Here is a 22,484-nt window from a genome sequence, read left to right on the forward strand (position 1 = left end):
AACACTTTGGTAGTCGTGTAGAGATGTATCTCAACATCTCCGCTAGATCACCGCCGCCTGCGTTTCTCTTTCCAATATCTACAATGTCAAAGACCTTATCCGCAACCAGCCGAGCCGGCTGCGGTGATAACCAATCCCGTTATCAGAGGAGGCGCTCATTTACCGAAGCGACCAAACCGTGTCAACCGATTTTTCATCTTTTCCACAGAGCCGTTTGAGCGGCGATTTTTGCGGAAGCGAAGCCGAAAAGTTCCCCGTCGGATGACCTTGCGGACAATCCTTAAAGATCCCTCAGAATCGGTGAAGCGCTGTACTTAATCCTTTTTGGTTCCGGCTTCAAGTCCCAATCGACTTTTTTAGGAGACGATTTCGTGAGGCCGTTGTTTCAAAAGGCTGCGGTGCAGCGAGGAAGCGGCTTCTAGACAAGCCCTCAGAAACACGCAAGCGCCGAATCCGGGGAAATCGCACTTATCCCCAGATTGGCGCTTGTCGACAGTAAGTTCAGGAAGTTAGCCGGCGGCGATATAGCTTTTCAGCGTATGCGCCTCGAGCTCGACCTCGGAAATCTTGGATTTGACCAGATCGCCGATCGAAACGATGCCAACCAAACGCGCACCGTCCATGACAGGCAGATGGCGGATACGGCGATCGGTCATGCGTTCCAGCAGGGATTCGATCGTTTCAGCCTGATCGGCAAAGATCACATCACGCGTCATGATTTCCGACACCGGCTTGGTGAGCGCATCCGCACCCCACTCCGCAATGGCGCCGATAATATCGCGCTCGGACACGATGCCGACGACGCGGCCGATACGGTCGGTGGCAATGAACGCCCCGACCTTACGCGTGTGCAGCAAAGCCGCAACCGATGAAAGACTATCATCGGGTGATACAGTAAAAACCTGACGCCCCTTGGCATTTAGAAGCTGATTAACCAACATAGCGACACCCTCCCGGTGGATTTATCTCATTTGACGCTACTAAAAGAACAGCGTCACCTGAAAGGGAGCGAAAATGCAATGCTTACTGCACTGCAGCAGGGGTCACTTTGTTGTGAAACGATGCCGGTGAAATACACGAAGCCAAGGCGAGATAATCAGCAGGCCGAACAAAAAGCCGGCAATATGCGCTTGCCAGGCGACCTGAACGCCTTCGCCAAAAACCAGCGGCGTAAACGCCGTTGCAGCGTTAAGGCCGCAATAGACGACGGTCATGGCCAGTACCTGCGGATGCAGGAAGGACCGCACGACCGGTTCACGGTCGCGTTCGCCCAGCCGAATCGCCGCTCCCATCAGGCCCGATACCGCGCCCGACGCCCCCGCCACGGATACCGGCGAAGACCAGTTGAGCAGACAATATCCCAGTCCGGCCGCAATCCCGCACACGAGAAAGAAGCCAATATAAGAGGCGACGCCCCCTGCCCCATTGCCGAACGCGCGGATGACGGGGGTGGCGAAGGCCAGGCAGAAGGCGGAATTCATCAGCACATGCGTCCAACTGCCGTGCAGGAATATATGCGTGACCAAAAGCTCGTAGGCGCCGCTGCGCAGCAGGAGCGACGACAGGGCAAAGCTGTCAATCAGGTTTTCGCTGACCACCGGCGACAGGGATTGCAGAAAATAGAGGGAAACAAGGAGGACCGGCAACAGTATGGCCAAAGGCGGCGCATTAAAGAGAGGCTCCTTGCCTCCAGCGCGCTGTGGATTCTCGTAATCTGTCATATTCCGGGACTCAGGCTCTCGCCATTTGCGCTAATTCCTGCCCCCATATGGATCATCCCGCGCCCACTTTGCAACCTCGGCAGCCTTCGCCAGGCACATTTCACTACGTGGAATCCCTAAAAATACAAAGAAAAACGCCGCGATACACGTAATTTTTAGGGTTTGCGGCGACAGTGGCACCCGAATTGCTGGAGGGACATTCGCCTGAGACGTGAATGTCCCAGGCCTGGAGCGTTACAATGCCAAACCTGAACCTCTTCGGCCGTCTGGCCTTAATTTCCTCGGTAGCCGTTGCCCTTCCCGGCCTGGCTTTCGCCCAGGCGACTTCGTCGCGCGGAGTGTCGGCCTATGAAACCGGCTACGGCATGTCGCGCAACCAGATGCAACATGGCGTAAACCCGTCGACGCGCGACGCCAACGGCAACCGCGTCCTGATGGACGGCACGATCGTGACGGAAGAAAGTGTCTATTCCTATTCCAAGACGCTCGGCGCCGGCGATGCCTATTCGGGCGCCGGCAACGGCGGGGCCACGGCCATCGGCAACTATCTGAATGTCACGGTCAACGGCAACTACAACACCGTCATCGTCAATTCGACCCAGACCAACAATGGCAATGTCACTGCCAACAATAACGGCACCACCAAAACCGGCGCCAACGGCACAACCAATGACACAACTTCTCTGAACGGACAGCTCAATGGCTTCTAACAGCAAAACGCACACGGGTGGCTTCAAGCGCATCGCGACCCTGCTGGCCGGAACGGCCATGATCGCCGTCACCCTTTCGGGCTGCGTCTCGGCGCCTGGCGTCAACTCGGCCGGCAATTACAAAACGCCGATCGGCCGCGCGCCGGTCACCAGCAACGCCACCGCTTACTCGGACGCGCTGGTTTGCCTGGGTGAATATGCCCGCGCCCGCCGTCTGGCCTCGCCGCGCCTGGCCGTTGGTCGGATTTCGGACTATACGGGCAAGGTGTCGCTGGAAGGCGGCCGCGAAATCACGCAAGGCGCCTCGCTGATGGCGATGACCGCCCTGGCCAAGGCCGGCGCCCGCCAGGTCGAGCGTTTCGACACCTCGGTCGGCGAATTGGAACTGAAATACTCCAACAACAAGCTGATCACGGACGACCAGGTCGCCAACCCGACCAAGCCGGCCGATTACCGCAAGATCATGGCCGGCCAAGTCGCCGGTTCTGACTTCTTCATCGTCGGCGGCATCACCGAACTGAACTACAATATCCGTTCGGGCGGCTTTGACGCCCTGGCCGGCGAAACCGCTTCGACCGGTATCAAGGGCATGGCCTACAACCGCACCTATGTGATGAATGTCGCCCTGGACCTGCGTCTGGTCGACACCCGCACCCTGGAAGTGGTCGACGTCATCTCCTACCAGAAGCAGGTTGTCGGCCGTGAAGTGAAGGCCGGCGTCTTCGACATCTGGAACGGCAACATCTTCGATCTGTCGGGCGGCGCAGGCGCGCTTGAGCCGATGCAACTGGCGGTGCGCGCTATGATCGAGCGCTCGACGCTGGAATTCATGGCCAATCTGTACGGCGCCGCCGGCCCGCAGGTCTGCCTCGATCCGCAAAACGACTTCCTCTACAGCGACTCGCTCGGCGCGACCGGCGGTCTCACTCCCGCCTACGACAATCTGGAGACCAACAATGCTGGTACGCGCGCCGATCCTTACCGCTGGGAAAACATCGCGGACAAGCCTGTTCGCAAGCATAGCGGCAAGCACTAGTCTCCTGCTGGCCGTTCCTGCGCTCGCGCAGGAAGTCATCGACAATGTTCAGGTGGAAAACGGCGTCATTACGTCGACCAATACTCTGAACGTCGTGCAAAATGACGGGCTGTCGCAAGCCAAGGCTCAAGCCACCGGCAACGAAATGCAGGGCGGCAACCAGGATGTCGACGCGACTGTGACCTCGACCCAGACGGTGCGCGGCTCGATTCGCGCTGCCGCCGATATCCTGGGCCAGGGCACGGATGCCGACGGCCGTCAGTCGCTGGGCACGCCGGTGTATGCGTCGTCCCAGGCCACGGGTAACTATACCGGTTTCACCACCGAGAACGCCCGCGCGCAGGCTTCGACGACCCAGACCTCGACCGCGCCCGAGATCGAAGCGAAGACACACGTCATCGGCCTGAACAACTCGATCTATGTCAGTGGCGAAGGCCGCGCGTCCGCCGAGGCCAACCACACGGCTTACGAAGTGCGCAACGGCCGTCTCGACGCCGCGTCGTGGCAGTCCTCCGACAGCGACGTGAAGGTCAATACCTCAGCCGAAGTGCACTATTCACCCTCGCCCAACCTCTATGCGGCGCAGGCCGGCCAAAATTACTATGGTTCTTACTCGGAAGACCGCGGCTCACAGGAGCACGAGGTCCACCAGACCCAGTCGGGCCGGACCAATTCGCGCGCCGAGCTTTATGGCGGCAATATGTGGAATGTCGGCACCGAATCGACCGCGGTCGCCAATAACGTCAACCTGCAGAATCAGGGCGGTTCTCTGGTCGTGACCAATGACCAGCACCAGGTCGGCGCGGTTCTGTCGCAGGCGGTCACCCATGCCTATGAGTATGGCGAGGCGCACGCCACGGCCACCGGCATCGGTAACCAACTGGCGGCCGGCAATAACGACATCTATGTCCGACTCGACAATAATCAGATCTCGGACGGTGGCGTCGATGTGCTGGCCGAGTTCGAAGGCAATACCGGCTACGACGCCTATATCTCGGCCGAAGCCTATGGCAACCAGGCCCTAGCCTACGCCTGTGCCGACTGCCGCGCCGACATGGGCGTCAATTCGACCCAGATCAACAACAGCGACGTCAATGCCGTGAGCAAGGCGACCGTCACTGGCCAGGGCCGCTCGATCGTGTCGTCGGCCCGCGCCGTCGGCAACAGCGCCACCTACTACGTGTCCGGCAGCAAGTAATCCGGTAGAAGATACAAATAAAAAGCCCCATGCTGTCGGCTGCATGGGGCTTTCTTATCTTATAACGGCCAGAAGCTGCTGAAGCTTTTCGTAATCGACCGGCTTGACCATATGATGATGGAAGCCGGCGGCTTCGGCCATGGCTTTGTGCTCGCTCTGCCCCCACCCGGTCTGGGCAATGAACAGGGTCGACGCCAGCACCGGGTCCTGACGCATGGCGCGGCAGATGTCGTAGCCGTTCATGCCCGGCAGTCCGATATCGAGCATGACGACGTCAGGCTTATAGTCAGATGCCATGGCCAGCGCGTCGGCGCCGTTGTGAGCAATACGATAATCATGGCCCATGGCCTCGACCAGCCAACCGGAGGTCTGAGCCAGGGCCGGGTTGTCCTCGACGATCAGGATTTTCAGCCCGTCCGTCCCTGCCGTTTCCGCCACGGGCGCCTCCGCGTCATTGGCGGGCGCCGGCATCAGGGGCAGGCGAATCGTAAACCGGCTGCCCTTCCCCAGGCCTTCACTGGCGACGGACACGGCGCCCCCGTGCATTTCGACGAGGTTGCGCACCAGGGTCAGGCCAACGCCCAGGCCGCCATGCGAACGTTCCAGCGAATCGTCAACCTGGGCAAACATGTCAAAGATACGGTCAATCATTTCCGGTCGAATCCCAATACCCTGGTCGGTAACGTGGATATCAACCGCGCCGTCATGAATCTCGGTCGCGATGGTAATCGTCCGGCCACGATCGCTGTACTTAGCGGCGTTGTTTAGCAGGTTGGAAAAAACCTGGCTCAGGCGGGTAAAATCGCCCTCGACCCATAGACCATCGTTGACAGGCGCCACGGTCAAGGTGTGGTCGAACTGGGTGATGACCGGCTGCGAGGTTTCCTCGGCGACCCGCAGGATATCCGCCAGCTTCAGGCGTTCGCGGCGTAGCTCGATCTTGCCGCGTGTGATGCGAGACACGTCCATCAGATCATCGACCAGCCGGACCATATTATGCACCTGCCGCCCCATCAGGCCCAGCGCTTCCTCCTGAATGTCACCGCGCGCCTTGCCCGACGCCAGCAGCCGAATACCATTGCTGATCGGCGCCAGCGGGTTACGCAACTCGTGCGCCAGAATGGCCAGGAATTCGTTCTTGCGCCGGTCGGCCAGCTCCAGCGCCGATTCGACGCGCTTGCGGTCGGTAATGTCGGTCAGGGTCAGGACGGCTCCGCGCACCTCGCCGGCCTTGTCGAACAGGAAGCCGGTCGTGAGAATCACGTGGCTGAGGCGCCCGTCGGGCCATTGCAGTACGGCCTCACGCCCGCGCAATTCCGGCGTATCGATGAGGGCACGAAAGGCAAAAGGCTGCAATTCGCCGTCCACCACGTGCTTGAGCGGCAAGGCTTCGTCGAGGAAACGATTGATCGGATCGCCCCCGATAAGGGTCTCGACAGCGCGGCTGGTCCGGACGATCCGGCCGCTAGGATCGCAAACGATAACCGCGTCGCCAACCTGTTCGAGGATTGATTGCGCCAGGATTTCTTCGGAAACGATCCGTTCGCGCGCCCGCTCGGCCGTCAGGTCGCTCAACAGCAGGCAGAGACCGGTTGGATTGTCTTTCAACGGACGTATGCCGAAACTCACCGGAATGCGCTGGCCAGACGCGTTACGTAGGATAAGTTCCCTTTCGGCCTCGCGCCGGGCGCCCTCTTCGAGCAGCGCTTCGATAGCATTGAGACTCGAAGGTATGACAATGTCCTGGACAAGGGTATCCTTGAGGACCGCCTCGTCACGCTGAACCAGTGCGGCGAACAGCGCGTTGCTTTGCAGGATGCGACCGTCGGGCGCCAGCAGGGCCGTTGGATGGTTCACCTGGTCAACGATCAACTGATAGGTCTGTTCCGCCGCGCCCAGCGTCAGCACGGTCGTCTCATCGCCGCCTTCGACCACAACGGCATCGACTTCGCCGCTGCGGATAGCGCGCAGGGTTTCCTGCGCGACCTCCAGTTCCTGGCGGACCCGCGCGAGCTCGGATGTCAGGGCTTCGATCTCGTTGGGCCGCGTGTCGCGCATGGCTGTACTCAGTTGACCTTGATCTGCAGTCCGACCAGGGTGCGGTCGGTGTTCGAGAGATCGCCGATGATCTTGCGGATTGGATGCGGCAGTTGACGAACCAGCGTCGGAATGGCGACGATCTCGTCGCCCTTGGCCAGTTGCGGGTTTTTCAGCAGGTCGATCAGCTCGATCGTATAGCGGCCAGCCAGATGCTCCTCGCAGATTTTCTTAAGGTTTTCATAGGCCCTGACGGACTTCGGTGTTTGTCCGGCGACATAGAGCCTGAGCTGGAAATGCTCATTCGGATCACCTGCCATGGTGTCGTCCGGTGCAGCAGAAGAAAACGCGTCACTCATCTTTGGTGATCCTCATCCATGCGGCGGTTGACAGCCATATCGTCGCGGGACGCCTGCAGAATACGCTCGCCCTCGGCAAATTCGTCGCGAACCTGGGCGGCCTCAGCCTCTTCGGCGTCGAAGGCCGCCTGAAGCGCCAGTATCTGGGCCTCCAGGGCAGCCCGCTTGCGGTCGAGGGCGCGCTTACGCGCATCGGCCTCCAGTTGCCGCGCGCGCTTTTCCGCCGCCTCACGCGCTTCCTGCTGGGTACGCATAGAGCCGGTAAGCACGCCCGCTGGGCCGACATAGACGTCCAGCAAGTCGATGCCCGTTTCATCGATGACGAATTCGCGAATCTGATTGGAATGGGCCGTGCCGCGCGACTTCAGCACGTACATGCCGCGATTGCGCTCGCCGCCCAGCTCGATGTCGCGCAGCAATATCCAGGTGTCGATCAGCGAGGAAATGCCCATATCGGTCGCTTCCTGATCAACCTGCCCGGTCGTCAGATTGACGAATACAGCGGTGATGCCCTGTGCCTTCAGGAAATCGACGAGCCGCAGCAACATGGCCTGCGCTTCGCGCACGTTTCCGGCCGCGATGAAATTGCTGATGGGATCGATGATGACGGTCGTCGGCTGGAAGCGTTTGACCAGCTTATGGATTTCGGTCAAGTGCATTTCCAGGCCATGGAAGGTCGGCCGGGTCGCAATGAACTTCAGAAGCCCCTGGTCTTCCCAAGGCTGAAGATCGAGACCAATCGATTTCATATTGCGCTTGATCTGCGCCGGCGCTTCTTCGAACGACATGTAGAGGCAGCGCTCGCCGCGTTCGCAGGTCGCCTTGGCGAAATGCGCCGACAGGCTGGACTTGCCGGAGCCCGCCGTACCCGAAATCAGCACCGAAGATCCGCGATAAATGCCGCCCGACAACATGGTGTCGAGACGCGACACGCCGGTTGAGACGCGATCGTTGTAAACCTTGTGCGACAAGCCCAGAGACGTCACCGGCAGCACCGAGAAACCGTCTTCGTCGATCAGGAAAGGGTATTCGTTGGTGCCGTGCGATGTGCCGCGGTATTTGACGATGCGCAGACGCCGCGTCGAGGTCTGGTCGACGACGCGATGATCAAGCAGGATCACGCAATCGGAAACGTACTCCTCAAGCCCCTGACGTGTCAGTGTACCGTCGCCACGCTCGGCGGTGATGACGGCGGTGACCCCCTTATCCTTCAGCCAGCGGAACAGCCGTCGCAGTTCGGCGCGGAGAATAGCTTCGTTCTGCAGGCCGCCGAACAGGGTTTCGAGCGTGTCGAGCACCACACGCTTGGCCCCGATCGAATCGATCATGTAACCGAGACGAATGAAAAGACCTTCGAGGTCGTATTCCCCCGTTTCTTCGATCTCGCTGGGCTCGACATGGATATGGTCGACCAGCAGCTTGCCTTCGGCTTCAAGCTTGTCGAGATCGAAGCCCAGCGACCTGACGTTTTCTTTCAGCTCCTCGGAGCTTTCCTCGAAGGCGAAGAAGATGCCCGGCTCGTCGTAGCGCATCGCGCCATGAACCAGGAACTCCATGGACAGCAGGGTCTTACCGCAACCGGCGCTGCCGCAGATCAGGGTCGGCCGGCCTTGTGGAAACCCGCCCTGTGTAATTTCATCAAGTCCGTCTATGCCCGTCAGCGCCTTGGGCAAGCTACCCAATTGCCGGTCATCACTACGCGTATCTGCCATATCGCCTTCAACCAATTCCGCCGTTTATACGGACGGACCTCAAGGCATGACACCTTTCCGCGCATATATATTCGGCCGCCCCAATACTCAGGCGTATCAGATAGAAATGGCCGTGGTAAAGCGGCCATTCATGTTTCCGTATATTTTATAAGGAAACGATCAAAACGTCAGTGTTTTCGAGATTTTGCGCGTTTGATCATGTCCAATGGTACCGCGGCCGCCATGGCGGCGGCGCCGGCAGCGTTGGGATGCAGGTGGTCGCCGAGATCATAGGCCGGCAGCATCCAGCCCGGGCGCGCCGGGTCTTCCAGCGCCTTGTCGAAATCGAAGACGCCATCGAACACAGCCGATTGCCGTATCCAGGCATTGATCGCCTGGCGCCGCTCTTCCTTTTCGTCGGCATAATAGTCCTTGAAGACCGTGCCCTTAAATGGCGTCAGCGTCGCCGCATATACACGCACCCCCCGATCGTGCGCCCGCGCCGCCATCTGGCTCAGGGCATCGGTCATCTGTTGCGCCGACACGTATTCGGGCGTTTCCGGTCCACCGGCGTGGCCCAGATCGTTGATGCCGATCAGGATCACCACCGCCGCCACATTGGGCTGCATCAGGACGTCGCGATCGAAGCGCGACAGTCCGCCTTCGCCGAACCGCGCCCAGGTGCCGTGATGCAGGATGCGGTTGCCGCTGATGCCGGCATTGACGACGTTCAGAGGGATTTTGGCTTCACGCAGACGCGCCGACAGGACGTCAGGCCAGGTGCCGCCGCTGTCAGCCGGAATGCCGAACCCGTCGGTGATCGAATCTCCGAAGGCGACGATGACGCCCCTGTTCTTCGGCGCCACGACCTCGACCTCAGCCAGCCACGGAAAGGCATTGCCGATGCCGATATCGGCCTTGGTTTCCGGCAATAGTTCGGCGGCCGCCTGCGATCCGGGCGCCGAATAAAGCACGCCCCGCTGGATATCGTGAACCGTGGTCAGTGGCGCTGCCCCGGAGGTAAAGACGCTAACCGCCAGGTCGCTTCCCGCTTCGGTCTTCAGCGCAACGGGGTCACTCATCATATAGGCGCCGGGCGCAATGATGACGCCCGAACGGCCATTGAAGGTGACAGCAGTGTCGGTCGCCATGTCGATGCGGCTGCCGCTGATCCGGCGCGCCACGCGGACATCGTCCAGACGCAAGGGCGTCTTGCCGTAGGCATTGCTGATACGCAGCCTGAGCGCCTCGCCGCCTTCGGATATTCGCACGATCTGGCGCAGCGTCAGGTTGGTGGCGGCGGCTTCGCTGCCCGACGGTTCGGGCGCGGCGTACCAGGCCGGCGTCCAGTTCTGCGGCCGGGTGTCAGCCAGCGCCTGGGTATGCACTGTGGCGGCCAGGACCACACCGAGCGAAAAAGCATACAGGCGCGACAGCTTCATTATCCTTCTCCTCCACCGCTTTTGCCAAGGCTTAGACGACGGCGCCACAGGGCGCAAGCCGAAGCGCCCGGCTGCAATTTTAACTTTATTCGGCCGGATTTTCCTGCAAGGGTCCGGTGCATCACGCAGTGTACGAAAACACCGCGACAAAGCAGTCTGGAGCGCGACCCGATGTCCAAAGCCACCCCGGTAAAGTCTGTCCTGATTTCCGCCTTTGCCGTTCTTGCCTTGACCACCACGGCGCTCACGCCCATCCACGCCCTGGCCGAGGCGGTTGCCGCAAAGGCGGTCGCGCCCGATCCGACCAAGCCGGTGTCGTTCGCCCAGGACTTCTCCGACCTCAAGCCTGATCCCGCCGTGCGCTTTGGCCGCCTTGCCAACGGCATGACCTATGCCGTCATGCGCAATGCCACGCCGCCGGGCACGGCGTCGATCCGCCTGCGCTTCGAAGCCGGCTCGCTGATGGAAAGCGACAAGCAGCTCGGCCTCGCCCACTTCCTTGAGCACATGGCGTTCAACGGCTCGAAGAACGTCCCCGAAGGCGAGATGATCAAGATCCTTGAGCGTCACGGCCTGCAGTTCGGTCCGGACACCAATGCCCATACCAGCTTCGGTGAAACCGTCTACGAGCTGGACCTGCCCAAGACCCACGACGAGATTCTTGACACCGGCCTGATGCTGATGCGCGAAACGGCCGGCAACCTGCTGCTGGAACAGGCCGCCATCGACCGCGAACGCGGCGTGATCCTGGGCGAAGAACGCGCGCGCGCCACGCCGCCCTTACGCGACTATATCAAATGGTCCGAAACCGCCTATGCCGGCCAGCGCTATCCGACGCGCCTGCCGATCGGCAGCACGGAGATCATCAAAAACGCCACTCGCGCCGACTTCGAAGACTATTACAACGCCTATTACCGTCCGGAACTGGCGACCCTGGTCGTCGTCGGCGACATCGACGTCGATGCCATCGAGGCCAAGATCAAGGCCAGGTTCTCCGACTGGACGGCACGCGGCGACAAGGCCCTGCGCCAGACGGACTTCGGCGCCTACAAGACCAAGCCCCAGAACAGCGGCGTCTACACCGAAAAAGGCCTGCCGGACGGCATTTCCGTCACCTGGTCCAAGGCGCCCGATGAAACCTACCAGACCAAGGCCTCAAGCACGGATGATTTTATCGATTCGCTGCGCCTGGCGCTGCTGAACGATCGCCTGGAACGCCAAGCCAAGTTGCCCGAAACCGCATTTGCCGCCGCCGGCGTCTATCAGGCCGGCGCCGAGCGCACTGCCGAAAGCGTGCAATTAAATGTCACGCCCAAGCCCGGACAGGCCAGGGCCGCCCTCACCCAGGCCTACACCACGGTGCGTCAGTTCGCGCTTTATGGCGCGGAACAGTCTGAACTCGACCGGCTGCTGGCTGACTACGAGGCCATGTTCAAACAGGCCATGCAGGGCGAAAAGACACGCAACAACCGCGGCCTGGCCGAAGGCATCATCGAAGCCGTCGGCGAGCGCGAGGTCTTTACTTCGCCAAGCCAGGACTTCGCCTTCTTCCAGGAGCTGAAACCGCGCCTGACGCTGGACACCATCAATAAAGGCGTGGCCCCGCTGTTCGCCAGCGACGGTCCCCTGCTGTGGCGCAGCGGCGAGACGACGGGCGATCTCGACGCCGCCGCCCTGACCGCGACCTATGCCGCCATCCAGGGCGCACAACTGGCGAAAGCCGAAGTCAGTGCCGCCAAGCCGTGGCCCTATGCCGATTTCGGCGCGGCCGTTCAGCCGTCAAAGCGCGAGGACATCAAGGATATCGGCGCGGTCCAACTGACCTGGCCGAACGGCGTCAAGGCCACCATCAAGACGACCGATTTCAAGGACGACGAAATCGGCGTCACCGTGCGCTTCGCCGGCGGTCTGGCGGCCCTGTCACCATCCAGGAACCCGCCGGTCTTCGAAGCCTCGGCGCACGGCGTCCAGGAAGGCGGCCTCGGCAAGCTGACCGCTGCCGAACTCAAGGATACCCTGGCCGGCAAGATCGTCGGCATGGGCTTTGACATTGGCGAGGACGCTACCGTCCTGTCAGGCGGCACCAATCCGACCGACTACGCCACCCAGATGCAGCTCCTGATGGCCTTTGCCACCGATTCGGCCTACCGCGCCGATTCGTGGGAGCGGCTGAAGTCCTTCGTGCCCAACTACTACACTTCGCTCAACGCCACGCCGGAAGGCGTCTTCCAGCTCAAGGCCAATGCCGCCCTGCACTCAGGCGACCCACGTTTCGGCATTCCGCCGCAGGAGGAATTCCTCGCCACCACCAACGACCAGGTCAAGGCGCTGATCGACACGCAACTGAAGACGGCGCCGGTCGAAATCACCATTGTCGGCGACATCTCGGAAGCTGACGCCGTGGCCGAGATCAACAAGACCTTCGCCACGCTGAAACCCCGCTCCGCCGTCACGCCGGCCAAGGACGCCGCGATCGTCAAGTTCCCGACGGCCAACCTGTCCCAGGTCTTCGAGCACCAGGGCCGCGCCGACCAGAACATGACCTTCATCGCCTGGCCGAGCTCGGACTTCTTTACCAATACTGGCCAGGCGCGCGGCCTGGAGCTTTTGTCCAACGTCCTGCAACTGCGACTGATCGACGTCATCCGCGAAAACAAGGCGATGACCTACAGCCCCAATGCCGGTTCCTATGCATCGAACGCCTTTGTCGGCTACGGTTACCTGAGCGCTCAGGCCTCGGTGAAACCTGAAGACAGCCAGGCCTTTATCGATGCCCTGACCGAGATCGTCGCCGACCTGAAGGCCAAGCCGATCAGCGATGACGAACTGCTGCGCGCGCGTAAGCCCTCGCTCGACCGGCTGGAAAACGACCTGAAAACCAATGGTTACTGGAACCGCGTCCTGCCGGGCACGGCGCGCGACCCGCGCCGCATCGAAGCTATCCGCTCCCGCCGCGACCAGCTGACCAAGGTGACGGCCGTCGACATCCAGAAGCTGGCCAACGCCTATCTGGACATGAATAAGGCCATGCGCATCCAGGTGAAGGCGGCGGCAAAATAGTTAAAGTTTGCGGATCGGACCGGGGTACTGCGCCACAAGCGGGTCCCCGGTTAGCAAAAGAATGCCTTCCACGGTTGCCTGCGCAATCAGGAGCCGGTCGAACGGGTCTTTGTGAAGCGGAGGCAGTCCAACAACGGCGACGGCGTGCTCCCCAAGTATCGGGAGTTCGATATAGCCATTGTCCAGATATGATCTTCGCAGCCAGCGTGGGTCCACTTTGAAATCGTCACGCCCCATACCTGCCTTGATTGCCACTTCCCAGATACTGGCGGCGCTGAAGACAAGCTCATTGTCCGAGTGCGCCAGCAGCTGGCGCGTTTCTTCCGGAATGCGGTGTGAACTTGTCGAAAGCCATAAAAGAATATGGGTATCGAGGAGGAACTTCATTCCTCACCATAAAACATCTTGGCGATTTCATCCGCGCCCATGGTGTCGAAATCATCCGGCACTGCGAATTCACCTGCCAGAAAATCAAACCGTTTCGGCTGCGCCGGCGCATCTATGGCCACCAGTTTAGCAACCGGCTTGCCTGTCTTGGCGATAATGACTGTTTCGCCGTTACCTACTTGTTCGATCAATCGCGACAAATGGGTCTTGGCTTCATGGATATTGACGGTGCGCATCCACCGGCCTCCTATGACTAAGTTCAATTAGTCTAGTCTTTTGGGCGCATATTGGCAACAAAAACCCCGCCTCGATGAAGCGGGGTTTTCAGTTTTGGAATGCAGTACTTTATATGGATTACTGGACGAAGCCGCCGACGCCGCCGTCGAAGCTCATGGTCGACATCTGGCTCGACTGGGCGGCGATGCGGCGCTCCTTCTTGATGGTTTCGGTACGCGTCATGGTCAGGATCTTGATGCCGGCGCCAAAGCGGCGCAGCAGCGAACGCTCATTGCACTGGCGGGCGGCGGTCTGCTTGCGGCAGGTCAGTTCGCCCTTCTCGAACCACAGGGCGTCGCCCTTCTGGCAGGTGACAGTCTTGCCGCCGTCGAAGTTCACCTTACCGTCATAGTCGGCATAGACCCATTGCATGCGGGTGCCGGCGATGCAGCGATAGACTTCCCCGGTATAGCTATCCAGGATATCGCGATCACCGCGGACCTGCGAAGCCGGATGCGGCAGGCCGCGGTCGTCGATGCAGGTCGCCTGCAGAACCATGCGGCGCGTCATCGACTTGCTTTCCGAATAGGATTCGAACTGTTCGTCAGCGGTCATGACGGTGAAGCCGCCGACCTGCTGCGGATAGCCGGGGGTCTGCGACCAGTTGCCGTAACCACCACCATAATAGGTGCCCCCCGCCGAAGCGCTGCCTGAAGCCGAGGCATTGGCCTTGACGTTGACATTGACGTTGACATCGACATTACCCTTGCCGCCGCCGTGATGACCACCACCGCAGCCATTGCAGGGCGGCTTGGGGTTATGCGGCGCTTGCGGCGGTGCCGGCGGCTTACAGCCATTATTGCAGCCCGCAGCGGCCTGACCGGCGACGGCCAGAAGGCCGAGGCTAAGCACGGCGACGATCCATTTCGAAACAATTGCGCGCATTCCGACGCTCCTAAGTGGTTTTGCCGGAGGTCAAAGCAATGAGCGTGCCGCGCTATGATTGCCTTTACGGGAAAGGCTTTCGCGTATCAGGCGTATCCTTAACCGGCGGCAGGATTCTTGCGTCGGGACACACGAAAGGAGGCCGCCATGGCTCATTCCGGTACAGTTACGTTCCTTAGCTACTGGCGCGGCCTGCAGACCTCGCCTGAGCAGGCGCCCACGCGGGAACGATTCGATCCGGCGGCGCTGAAAAGCCTTATTCCGCAACTGATCATGCTGTCCGGTGACGACCATGTGCACCGCTTCCGGCTGGCCGGCGGGTTTGTGAATGCTTTCCACGGCTACGAACTGAAGGACACCGCCTTCCCGGCCCTGTTCCGTTCGCCCTTCATAGATACAGTGCATACAGCCCTGGTCATGAGCCGCCGGCGCGAACAGCCGCTTTTGCTCACCGTGTCGGCGCCGTGGCGATCGTTCGATTCGCTCATAGCCGAAGACGACCTGTCCCAATCCGATACAGTGACCTTCGAAATCTGTCTGTGCCCCCTGCGCGGCCGCACCGGACAGGCCGACCGCTTCGTTGGCGTTTATCAGACGACAAGCGCGCCGCCGAAAAATCCGCGCGGTTCCGTCGGCCGCTATAATCTGGTGTCGTCGCGCCTCTATGAGCCCAATCGCGGGGCGGCCGCCGCCCATCTGCGCCTTGTCGCCGCCGAAGGCAAAAGGATAGCTTGATTTCTTATCGGCCCAAGGCGCAGTCTCCCTCCCCTGTCCGGAGAAGGAGACTATGATGGCCAAGGACGACAACAAAGCCGACAAAAAGGCAGAAGCCGAGGCGCGCCTCGAACAGCTTCAGATCGCCCTGGTCGACGCCCAGATCTGGACGACCGAAAACAACAAGAAGATCTGTATCCTCTTCGAAGGCCGCGACGCCGCCGGCAAGGACGGCACGATCAAGCGGCTGACCGAAGTCCTGTCGGTACGCCAGACGCGTGTCGTCGCCCTGCCCAAGCCGTCAGACCGCGAGCGCGGCCAGTGGTGGTTTCAGCGCTATGCCGAACACCTGCCCAGCTTCGGCGAATGGGTGATCTTCAACCGCTCATGGTACAACCGTGCCGGCGTCGAGAAGGTCATGGGTTTTTCCAGCCCTGAGGAGCAGGAAACCTTCATTCGCGACGTGCCTGACTTCGAAGCCATGATCGAACGCGGCGGCATCCACCTCATCAAGCTGTGGCTCGATATCTCGCGCGACGAACAGAAGCAGCGGCTGGACGACCGGCGCAGCGATCCGCGCAAGCGTCTCAAGGTGTCGGGCCTCGATGCCGTGGCGCAGCAGCGCTGGGACGACTATTCGAAGGCGCGCGACGACATGCTCCTAAGGTCCCACAGCGAAGCCGCGCCGTGGACCATCGTCATGACCGATTCCAAGACCAAGGCGCGTGAAGCGATCATCCGCCATGTCCTGCGCGAAGTCGGCTGTCCCGAATATTCGGTCGAGGTCAAGAAGCCCGATCCCGATATCCTCTTTGACTACAGCGAAGTCATTGCGGGCCGGAAGACGCTCAACGCCTGAATCCAGGCGCGCGCAAAAACAGCCATAAAAAATCGTCAACGCCGCCGCGCGCGGTAACCAATTGTTGACCCTGATTTGTCACGATTCGCCAAGAGTTGCGGACCGGAAGCGTTCGCTCAAGAACAGAAGGTTCCGAACCGCGATGACGACGAATGCGTCTGGCGCCCATAGCCCTGTCCGCCGCGCCAGCCTCAAGATGTGCGGCGATTGCACCCTGTGCTGCAAGGTTTACGAAATCGAGGATTTCGAGAAGAAGCCGGGCAAGACCTGCCATAATGTGCGCGACGAAGGCGGCTGCGGTGTCTGGGGTCTGCACCCCAAGGCCTGCCAGGAATTCAAATGCCTGTGGCTCAAGCATGACGACATGGACGGCCGCTGGCGTCCGGACCACGCCGGCTTTGTCATGCGCCTCGAAGGCAAGGGCACGGTTTGCATCGACGTCGACCACGACCGCCCGAACGCCTGGCGTCGCGAGCCTTACTATTCGCAACTGAAGGCCTGGTCCGAGGTCATGCCGCGCAACGAAGGCCTGGTGCTGGTCTACGCGCCGGAAGCCATGTACGTCATCACGCCGATGGAAGACCTGCCGCTCAAAGCACCTAAGAAAGGTGATGTTCTGGAAACCGGCATGGAGGACACGCTCTTCGGCCGCCGTCCCTATGCCCGCGTCGTCCCGGCCCGCGAAGCCAAGCGCAGCCGCGACACCGAATTCCACTTCCACAAACGCGTGGGTTAATTTGTAAATTACATCAAACTTCGCCCTCCCCATTTATGGGAAGGGGGGACCGCCGAAGGCGGTGGGCGGGGCTAACTGTAGAAGTCAGTAGATGTGTAGATTCAAATTTGAGTTTTTGAGTAAGCTGGTCGTTCGGTAAAGCCCCGCCCACCATCCGCTCCGCGGCTGGTCCCCCCTCCCCACAAATGGGTGGGCGAAGATAGTACCTGCGTCCAAATAACACTCGACTTTCCCTTTCCCCCGGCCCATCAAGTCGCCATGTCAAAGACCGCCCCGCTCCCCGACGCCGCCCGGACGAACTGGGTCGACCGGCTGGCGCCCGCAAAGGCCCGCCCCTGGCTGAAGCTCGGCCGCTTCGACCGGCCCGTCGGCATCTGGCTCCTGTTCCTGCCATGCGCCATGGGCCTGGCCTTTGCGGTCGCCCGCCCCTACTTCACCGCCGATCCGCTGACCGGATCCATGGTCTACGATCCGCAGGGCCTGGCGAAACACTTCCCGATCTACAAGCTCATCCTGTTCCTTATCGGCTCAGCCCTGATGCGCGCCGCCGGCTGCGCTTTCAACGACTTGATCGACCGCGACATCGACGCCCAGGTCGAGCGCACGCGCAATCGCCCCATTCCCGCCGGCCAGATCACGCCGAAACAGGCTGTGCTGTTTATCATCCTGTGCAGCCTGGTCAGCTTCGGCATCCTGATTCAACTGGGGACGCTGGCCATCCTGCTCGGCGTGATGTCGCTGCTGCTGGTCGCGGCCTATCCGTTCATGAAGCGCATTACCTGGTGGCCGCAGGCCTGGCTGGGCCTGACCTTCAACTGGGGTTTCCTGATCGGCTACGCCACGGTCGGCAATGCGCTCAGCATTCCGGCGCTGGTTTTCTATGCCGGCCTGATTGCCTGGACGGTCGGCTATGATACCATCTACGCGCTGCAGGACCTGGAAGACGACGCCATGGTCGGCGTCAAGTCGAGCGCGCGTCGCCTAGGGGAAAATGCCGCCACCGGCGTCAGCATCTTCTACGGCCTGGCCGTCCTCCTGACCGGGCTGGCTGCGCACCTGGCCCAACTTCCGCCGCTGTTTTTCGGTGGACTGATACTGGTGGCCCTGCATCTGTTCAGCCAGGTCGCCCGCATGCGCATCGACGATGGTCCCCTGGCGCTCCGGCTTTTCAAGTCCAACCGGACGACAGGGCTGTTGTGGGTGGTCAGTCTTCTGGCCGTCCACCTGACCAACGCCATTGCGTGAAAGGCACACCACAAATTTCGCCTGACAGGCGATAGACAACCAACACAGAGTCAGCGATGCAATAAAGTGCCGCAAGACTTGAGGACCGACCGGGAGACGTGACATGGGGAATCGACTGACGATCGCACGCCTTTCGCTGGTGGCGCTGGCCCTGCTGGGGATGGCCAGCTGCGACAACAAGCCGAAAACCGAAAAGACCAAGAGCGGTGACAAGCCACTGACCGTGGCGCCACTGGGCTTCGCCAAGGCCGATGCTGACGCCGAGGTGCGCCTGACCCTGCCCGAAGCGATCCGGGCGCATCCGGAACTGCACACCCAGCTCTATACGACGGGCGAACGCAAGCTGAAGGAGTTCGTCACCTCCGCCCACACGGCCCGCACAGACCAGGCCGCCGAAGGCATCGAGGTGCCGACCTATTTCCATTCGATCAACTGGAAGATCGCCGCGCAAAATCCGCGCCTCCTGTCGCTCTATGCCGAAGAGGACGATTTCCAGGGCGGCGCTCACCCCAACAGCACCTTTGAAGCCCTGCTATGGGACAAGTCGAGCAAGGAACTGATCAATACGGCCAGGCTTTTCACCACCGGCGCCGACCTGACGGCCGCCAACGCCTATGTCTGCCAGCAGATTGAGATCGAGCGCTCCAGGCGCGTCGGCGAACCGACGACCCAGGCGGCGTCGGGCTTCACCTGCCCCAAGCTGGCTGACAGCCGGCTGATCCTCATTCCTTCGACCGTCAACGGCAAGTTCGGCGCCATCGACGTCCTGTTCGCGCCCTACGAAGTCGCGCCCTATGCCGAAGGTCCGTACGTCATCCGAGTCCCGCAGAGCGTCGTACGCGGCCAGCTGAACCCGGAATTCGCCGACCAGTTCGCCGGCGAAGCCGCCAAGGAAGCTCCGCCCGTGGCTTCCGAATCGGCTGCGGAAGCCGCTCCAGAAGAATGAGCGACCTTACCGCGCGCCAGGCCTTCATAACAGCGCAGACCACGATCCAGCCGGTCCCAGGCCTGCCGATACGCCTGTACCAGGCCAGTGAGGTCACGCCGCTATGGCTGATGACCGAAGACGATATGGCCCATGCGCGCCTGCCACCGCCCTTCTGGGCCTTTCCCTGGGCCGGCGGCCAGGCCCTGGCGCGTTACATCCTTGAAAATCCAGCGATTGTCCAAGGCCGGCGCGTCGTCGACATCGCGTGCGGTTCGGGCCTCGTCGCCATAGCCGCGGCAAAAGCCGGCGCGGCACACGTGCTGGCCAACGATATCGATCCCTATTGCGAAGCCGCCGTCAGCCTCAATGCGGACCTTAACGGCGTGGCCATCGATTTTCATGGCGGCGATCTGTTGGCCGGGCCCGCACCGGAGGCCGACGTCTTCCTGGCCGGTGATATCTGTTATGAAAAGCCCATGGCCGACGCCATGCTGACATTTTTTCGCCGCCTTGGCGCGGAATCTTCGGTCTATATCGGCGATCCGCACCGCAGCTATTTCCCGAAGGAAGGCTTGAGGCGCTGCGCCGACTACGACATCGTCACCACGGCCGACATCGAAGACGCTTCCGTCAAGCCTGCCGCGGTCTGGAAACTGGACACATGACCAAGACCCACCATACGATCGATTACGTTGAATTTTCAGCGGAAAATCTGCCCGTTGTACAGACGTTTTACAGCAAGGCGTTCGGTTGGGACTTTACCGATTATGGTCCGGATTACACCTGTCCGACCAATGCCGGGCTGGACGGCGGCTTCTTTACGTCGCCTGAACCGGTCAAGCCGCTGATCATTCTCTATAGCGGCAATCTCGAAGTTTCACTTGAATCGGTAACGGCCAACGGCGGCAAGATTACACGCAATATATTTGACTTTCCCGGCGGCCGCCGCTTTCACTTCGCTGATCCCGCCGGCAACGAATTGGCGGTATGGTCCGATAAGTAAAGCCTCGCGAACCGGAATGACGCATAAAGCCCACATACTGCCCGCCCTCGCCGCCGCACTCGCGCTTTTGCCGGCGCTGGCCACGGCGGCGCCGTCCGAACAGGCCTTGCGGCCCGATCCGCAGGCCCTGGCGGCCGTCAAAACCAAGGCTGAAAAAGGCGACGTCGCCAGCCAGTACGCCTATGGCCACGCCTTTCTCTATGGCACCTACGGCCAGACCATCGATGCCGCGCAGGGGGTGACCTGGCTGAGCAAGGCCGTCGATGGCGGCAGTGGCGGCGCGGCCTACGACCTGGCGCGGCTCTATGACGAAGGCAAGGACGGCGTACCCAAGGATGCTGGCTTGGCCATGACCTTCTATCAGAAGGCCAGCGAACGTGGCGTCCCGGCGGTCCAGGAACACGTCTGCCAGACCAAGACGGCCGCCGCCAGTTCGGCCGAGGACTGGGCCCAGGCCTTCCCCTATTGCCAGAAGGCGTCGGCGCAAGGCAGCGTCGAGGCCAACCAAGCGCTGGGCATCGCCTATCTCGAAGGCCGCGGTACGGCCCAGGACACCGGCCTGGGCATTCAGTTCCTGCAGCGCGCCGCCGCCAAGGGCGACCTTGCGTCGATGACGCGCCTGGCGCAGATCTATTCCGACGGCAGTGTGGTCCCTCAGGATCACGCCAAGGCCTTCACTTGGCATCGCCAGGCGGCGCGTTACGGCGCCGTGCCGTCGATCCTGGCCATGGCCCGCCAGTACGAGGCCGGGCTTGGCACCGAAGCCGATCTCAATGAGGCCGCCCGGCTCTACGAAATCCTGGCGCGCCACGGCAGCGTCGAAGCCGCCGAATGGTTCACCGCCCATCCCGACGTGTCGCGCAACAAGCTCGTCAACACCATCATCACGCCCGACAATATTCCATCGGGCCTGATCCTCTACGCTGTCGTCAGCCACGACCCCCGCTTCACCACGCTCGACATGCAGGGCTATGTCCGCCAGATGTCGCTCGACATCTATCCGATGAAGGCCCAGGAGGCGGCGATGGCCGGCATGGCCACCGCCGAATGCCGCATCAGGCCCGACGGCAATTTTAAGGACTGTATCGTCGTTGACGAAAGCCCGCCAGGCTACGGTTTCGGTCCGTCGATCATCCGGATCATGGACGCCTTGCAGAATTCCGGCAACAAGAGCGCCTGGACCAGCCGCTACGCCGGCAAGGTGCTGCAGGTCACCGCACGCTGGAAGCTTCCCGATCAGGACCCGTTTCGCTGAAATCGGGCGTAAACGGTCCCGGCGCATAGCCGAAATCCGCGATGGCCGGCGCCGGATCGAAGCGAAGATCCTGATTCATGCGCAGGACCATGCCGATATTGCGCTTCAGCTTCCTGCCGGGCTGCAGGATATCGAGCATGCCAAAACCTAGCCGCCACGCCCATTGCGGGACATCGACGATCAACGGCTTGCGGCCTAAGGCGCTAAAGATGCGCCCGGCCATGGCGCGATAGGTCAGGGTTTCTCCCCCCGGTACATTATAGGCCTTGTTCCGAGTCGCGCCCGTCATTGCGACGGTGATCGCCGCCTGCGCCAAGTCGCGGGCATGGACGGGCTGACGCAGCCCATCGGCCGGGCCGCAGACCGGAAACAGCCCAAACCTGCGGATCATAGCCGCCATGCGCGTGACGTTCTCGTCAAAGCCTTCGTCATAGATCAGGGTCGGTCGCAGGATTGTCCATGCCACACCGCGCGCCTCACAAAAATCAATCATTGATTTTTCGCCTGCGGAGAGTTTCCCTACGACTACTCTCTCCTCATCGGTTTCTGAATCGCCCTTGGTAAAGACGCTGGTCGAAGAGAAGGCGACCAGACGGGTCATACCGACCTTAACCAGATGATTTAACAGCTTTTCCTGAAGCAACCATATTGGCGTGCAGACGATAACGGTGCAAAAATTCATGCCAGGTCGAAAGCTTTCCGGCGCTTCAAAATTCAAAATCAACGATTGATTATCAAGCGGTTTGCGCGAAGTGAAACGCACAGGTCCTGGCCATTCCCCTGCGACTTCGCGTAGCCGCCGCCCAATAAGCGAACGGGCGCCGATGACCAGCAGTGCGTTGTCAGACGATTCCATCGCGCCAGTCCTAACAGCTTGACAGCGGAAAGGACAGGCACATGCGGCGATCGGCCCATTTGCCTTCGCTGTCGAACCCGCCTATG

The 22,484-nt window shown here is 61.0% G+C and carries 22 protein-coding genes; 12 read left to right on the forward strand and 10 right to left on the reverse strand.

Annotation, left to right across the window (positions count from 1 at the left end):
- Positions 1 to 509: 509 nt before the first annotated feature.
- Positions 510 to 941 carry a CBS domain-containing protein gene (locus tag J2X24_RS15815; protein WP_209723852.1) on the reverse strand — a complete coding sequence of 144 codons (432 nt, stop codon included), beginning with the start codon at positions 939 to 941 and terminating at the stop codon, positions 510 to 512.
- A 102-nt stretch (positions 942 to 1,043) separates the two neighbouring features.
- A complete protein-coding gene (locus tag J2X24_RS15820; RefSeq protein WP_245344750.1) occupies positions 1,044 to 1,658 on the reverse strand; it encodes a rhomboid family intramembrane serine protease in 615 nt (204 codons plus the stop codon).
- A gap of 302 nt (positions 1,659 to 1,960) precedes the next feature.
- Here J2X24_RS15820 and hfaA point away from each other — a divergent pair, with 302 nt between their 5' ends.
- The 3 genes from hfaA to hfaD are packed head-to-tail and all read left to right on the forward strand — an operon-like array spanning position 1,961 to position 4,665.
- Positions 1,961 to 2,431: a holdfast anchoring protein HfaA gene (gene hfaA, locus J2X24_RS15825; protein ID WP_209723856.1), complete on the forward strand. Its 471-nt coding sequence runs from the start codon at positions 1,961 to 1,963 to the stop codon at positions 2,429 to 2,431.
- A complete protein-coding gene (hfaB, locus tag J2X24_RS15830; protein ID WP_209723858.1) occupies positions 2,421 to 3,467 on the forward strand; it encodes a holdfast anchoring protein HfaB in 1,047 nt (348 codons plus the stop codon). The genes hfaA and hfaB overlap by 11 nt, the downstream gene beginning before the upstream one ends.
- Complete coding sequence (gene hfaD / locus J2X24_RS15835; RefSeq protein ID WP_209723860.1) at positions 3,388 to 4,665, forward strand: holdfast anchor protein HfaD; 1,278 nt, start codon at positions 3,388 to 3,390, stop codon at positions 4,663 to 4,665. Before hfaB ends, hfaD begins: the two co-directional genes overlap by 80 nt.
- A 54-nt stretch (positions 4,666 to 4,719) precedes the next feature.
- On the opposite strand, the gene J2X24_RS15840 is transcribed toward hfaD, so the two are convergent.
- The 4 genes from J2X24_RS15840 to J2X24_RS15855 all read right to left on the reverse strand — a co-directional run bounded on the left by J2X24_RS15840 (position 4,720) and on the right by J2X24_RS15855 (position 10,194).
- Positions 4,720 to 6,723 carry an ATP-binding protein gene (locus J2X24_RS15840; RefSeq protein WP_209723862.1) on the reverse strand — a complete coding sequence of 668 codons (2,004 nt, stop codon included), beginning with the start codon at positions 6,721 to 6,723 and terminating at the stop codon, positions 4,720 to 4,722.
- Positions 6,724 to 6,731: 8 nt separating this feature from the next.
- Positions 6,732 to 7,061, reverse strand: a complete 330-nt coding sequence (locus J2X24_RS15845; RefSeq protein WP_245344751.1) for a circadian clock KaiB family protein — start codon at positions 7,059 to 7,061, stop codon at positions 6,732 to 6,734.
- The gene (kaiC, locus tag J2X24_RS15850; RefSeq protein WP_209723863.1) at positions 7,058 to 8,773 is read right to left on the reverse strand and encodes a circadian clock protein KaiC; all 1,716 of its coding nucleotides are present in this window, start codon (positions 8,771 to 8,773) and stop codon (positions 7,058 to 7,060) included. Before kaiC ends, J2X24_RS15845 begins: the two co-directional genes overlap by 4 nt.
- 167 nt (positions 8,774 to 8,940) lie before the next feature.
- Complete coding sequence (locus J2X24_RS15855) at positions 8,941 to 10,194, reverse strand: SGNH/GDSL hydrolase family protein (protein WP_209723865.1); 1,254 nt, start codon at positions 10,192 to 10,194, stop codon at positions 8,941 to 8,943.
- Between the two features lie 171 nt (positions 10,195 to 10,365).
- Here J2X24_RS15855 and J2X24_RS15860 point away from each other — a divergent pair, with 171 nt between their 5' ends.
- Complete coding sequence (locus tag J2X24_RS15860; RefSeq protein ID WP_209723868.1) at positions 10,366 to 13,254, forward strand: M16 family metallopeptidase; 2,889 nt, start codon at positions 10,366 to 10,368, stop codon at positions 13,252 to 13,254.
- Here J2X24_RS15860 and J2X24_RS15865 read toward each other — a convergent pair whose 3' ends face one another.
- The 3 genes from J2X24_RS15865 to J2X24_RS15875 all read right to left on the reverse strand — a co-directional run bounded on the left by J2X24_RS15865 (position 13,255) and on the right by J2X24_RS15875 (position 14,802).
- A complete protein-coding gene (locus J2X24_RS15865; protein WP_209723870.1) occupies positions 13,255 to 13,641 on the reverse strand; it encodes a type II toxin-antitoxin system VapC family toxin in 387 nt (128 codons plus the stop codon).
- Entirely contained in the window at positions 13,638 to 13,877 is a 240-nt protein-coding gene (locus tag J2X24_RS15870; protein WP_209723872.1) for a type II toxin-antitoxin system Phd/YefM family antitoxin, read from the reverse strand. The genes J2X24_RS15865 and J2X24_RS15870 overlap by 4 nt, the downstream gene beginning before the upstream one ends.
- A gap of 118 nt (positions 13,878 to 13,995) precedes the next feature.
- Positions 13,996 to 14,802 (reverse strand): hypothetical protein, encoded by an 807-nt coding sequence (locus tag J2X24_RS15875; RefSeq protein ID WP_209723874.1) that lies wholly within the window; start codon positions 14,800 to 14,802, stop codon positions 13,996 to 13,998.
- A 147-nt stretch (positions 14,803 to 14,949) separates the two neighbouring features.
- On the opposite strand from J2X24_RS15875, the gene J2X24_RS15880 reads away from it, so the two are divergent.
- From J2X24_RS15880 to J2X24_RS15915, 8 genes are all read left to right on the forward strand, one after another.
- Complete coding sequence (locus J2X24_RS15880; protein ID WP_209723876.1) at positions 14,950 to 15,537, forward strand: PAS domain-containing protein; 588 nt, start codon at positions 14,950 to 14,952, stop codon at positions 15,535 to 15,537.
- 55 nt (positions 15,538 to 15,592) lie between these two features.
- Positions 15,593 to 16,375 carry a polyphosphate kinase 2 gene (gene ppk2 / locus J2X24_RS15885; RefSeq protein WP_209723879.1) on the forward strand — a complete coding sequence of 261 codons (783 nt, stop codon included), beginning with the start codon at positions 15,593 to 15,595 and terminating at the stop codon, positions 16,373 to 16,375.
- A 142-nt stretch (positions 16,376 to 16,517) separates the two neighbouring features.
- Positions 16,518 to 17,111, forward strand: a complete 594-nt coding sequence (locus J2X24_RS15890; RefSeq protein WP_209723881.1) for a hypothetical protein — start codon at positions 16,518 to 16,520, stop codon at positions 17,109 to 17,111.
- Positions 17,112 to 17,369: 258 nt separating this feature from the next.
- Entirely contained in the window at positions 17,370 to 18,356 is a 987-nt protein-coding gene (gene ubiA, locus J2X24_RS15895; RefSeq protein ID WP_209723883.1) for a 4-hydroxybenzoate octaprenyltransferase, read from the forward strand.
- A 103-nt stretch (positions 18,357 to 18,459) separates the two neighbouring features.
- Positions 18,460 to 19,302, forward strand: a complete 843-nt coding sequence (locus tag J2X24_RS15900; RefSeq protein ID WP_209723885.1) for a PdaC/SigV domain-containing protein — start codon at positions 18,460 to 18,462, stop codon at positions 19,300 to 19,302.
- Positions 19,299 to 19,949 carry a class I SAM-dependent methyltransferase gene (locus J2X24_RS15905; RefSeq protein WP_209723886.1) on the forward strand — a complete coding sequence of 217 codons (651 nt, stop codon included), beginning with the start codon at positions 19,299 to 19,301 and terminating at the stop codon, positions 19,947 to 19,949. Before J2X24_RS15900 ends, J2X24_RS15905 begins: the two co-directional genes overlap by 4 nt.
- The gene (locus J2X24_RS15910; protein ID WP_209723888.1) at positions 19,946 to 20,287 is read left to right on the forward strand and encodes a VOC family protein; all 342 of its coding nucleotides are present in this window, start codon (positions 19,946 to 19,948) and stop codon (positions 20,285 to 20,287) included. The genes J2X24_RS15905 and J2X24_RS15910 overlap by 4 nt, the downstream gene beginning before the upstream one ends.
- A 16-nt stretch (positions 20,288 to 20,303) precedes the next feature.
- Positions 20,304 to 21,542: a sel1 repeat family protein gene (locus tag J2X24_RS15915; RefSeq protein WP_209723891.1), complete on the forward strand. Its 1,239-nt coding sequence runs from the start codon at positions 20,304 to 20,306 to the stop codon at positions 21,540 to 21,542.
- Here J2X24_RS15915 and J2X24_RS15920 read toward each other — a convergent pair.
- A complete protein-coding gene (locus J2X24_RS15920) occupies positions 21,499 to 22,398 on the reverse strand; it encodes an NAD-dependent epimerase/dehydratase family protein (protein ID WP_209723892.1) in 900 nt (299 codons plus the stop codon). The two genes, J2X24_RS15915 and J2X24_RS15920, sit on opposite strands and share 44 nt — an antisense overlap.
- Positions 22,399 to 22,484 lie beyond the last annotated feature (86 nt).

It is taken from the genome of Asticcacaulis solisilvae, assembly GCF_017875235.1.
Classification (GTDB): domain Bacteria; phylum Pseudomonadota; class Alphaproteobacteria; order Caulobacterales; family Caulobacteraceae; genus Asticcacaulis; species Asticcacaulis solisilvae_A.

Coding starts and splice junctions, on each gene's coding strand:
- J2X24_RS15915 (WP_209723891.1), top strand. CDS start 20,304: ATGACGCATAAAGCCCACATACTGCCCGCCCTCGCCGCCGCACTCGCG.
- J2X24_RS15905 (WP_209723886.1), top strand. CDS start 19,299: ATGAGCGACCTTACCGCGCGCCAGGCCTTCATAACAGCGCAGACCACG.
- hfaB (WP_209723858.1), top strand. CDS start 2,421: ATGGCTTCTAACAGCAAAACGCACACGGGTGGCTTCAAGCGCATCGCG.
- hfaA (WP_209723856.1), top strand. CDS start 1,961: ATGCCAAACCTGAACCTCTTCGGCCGTCTGGCCTTAATTTCCTCGGTA.
- J2X24_RS15855 (WP_209723865.1), bottom strand. CDS start 10,194: ATGAAGCTGTCGCGCCTGTATGCTTTTTCGCTCGGTGTGGTCCTGGCC.
- ppk2 (WP_209723879.1), top strand. CDS start 15,593: ATGGCCAAGGACGACAACAAAGCCGACAAAAAGGCAGAAGCCGAGGCG.
- J2X24_RS15845 (WP_245344751.1), bottom strand. CDS start 7,061: ATGAGTGACGCGTTTTCTTCTGCTGCACCGGACGACACCATGGCAGGT.
- J2X24_RS15860 (WP_209723868.1), top strand. CDS start 10,366: ATGTCCAAAGCCACCCCGGTAAAGTCTGTCCTGATTTCCGCCTTTGCC.
- hfaD (WP_209723860.1), top strand. CDS start 3,388: ATGCTGGTACGCGCGCCGATCCTTACCGCTGGGAAAACATCGCGGACA.
- J2X24_RS15865 (WP_209723870.1), bottom strand. CDS start 13,641: ATGAAGTTCCTCCTCGATACCCATATTCTTTTATGGCTTTCGACAAGT.
- kaiC (WP_209723863.1), bottom strand. CDS start 8,773: ATGGCAGATACGCGTAGTGATGACCGGCAATTGGGTAGCTTGCCCAAG.
- J2X24_RS15910 (WP_209723888.1), top strand. CDS start 19,946: ATGACCAAGACCCACCATACGATCGATTACGTTGAATTTTCAGCGGAA.
- J2X24_RS15815 (WP_209723852.1), bottom strand. CDS start 941: ATGTTGGTTAATCAGCTTCTAAATGCCAAGGGGCGTCAGGTTTTTACT.
- J2X24_RS15840 (WP_209723862.1), bottom strand. CDS start 6,723: ATGCGCGACACGCGGCCCAACGAGATCGAAGCCCTGACATCCGAGCTC.
- J2X24_RS15875 (WP_209723874.1), bottom strand. CDS start 14,802: ATGCGCGCAATTGTTTCGAAATGGATCGTCGCCGTGCTTAGCCTCGGC.
- J2X24_RS15890 (WP_209723881.1), top strand. CDS start 16,518: ATGACGACGAATGCGTCTGGCGCCCATAGCCCTGTCCGCCGCGCCAGC.
- ubiA (WP_209723883.1), top strand. CDS start 17,370: ATGTCAAAGACCGCCCCGCTCCCCGACGCCGCCCGGACGAACTGGGTC.
- J2X24_RS15900 (WP_209723885.1), top strand. CDS start 18,460: ATGGGGAATCGACTGACGATCGCACGCCTTTCGCTGGTGGCGCTGGCC.
- J2X24_RS15920 (WP_209723892.1), bottom strand. CDS start 22,398: ATGGAATCGTCTGACAACGCACTGCTGGTCATCGGCGCCCGTTCGCTT.
- J2X24_RS15880 (WP_209723876.1), top strand. CDS start 14,950: ATGGCTCATTCCGGTACAGTTACGTTCCTTAGCTACTGGCGCGGCCTG.
- J2X24_RS15870 (WP_209723872.1), bottom strand. CDS start 13,877: ATGCGCACCGTCAATATCCATGAAGCCAAGACCCATTTGTCGCGATTG.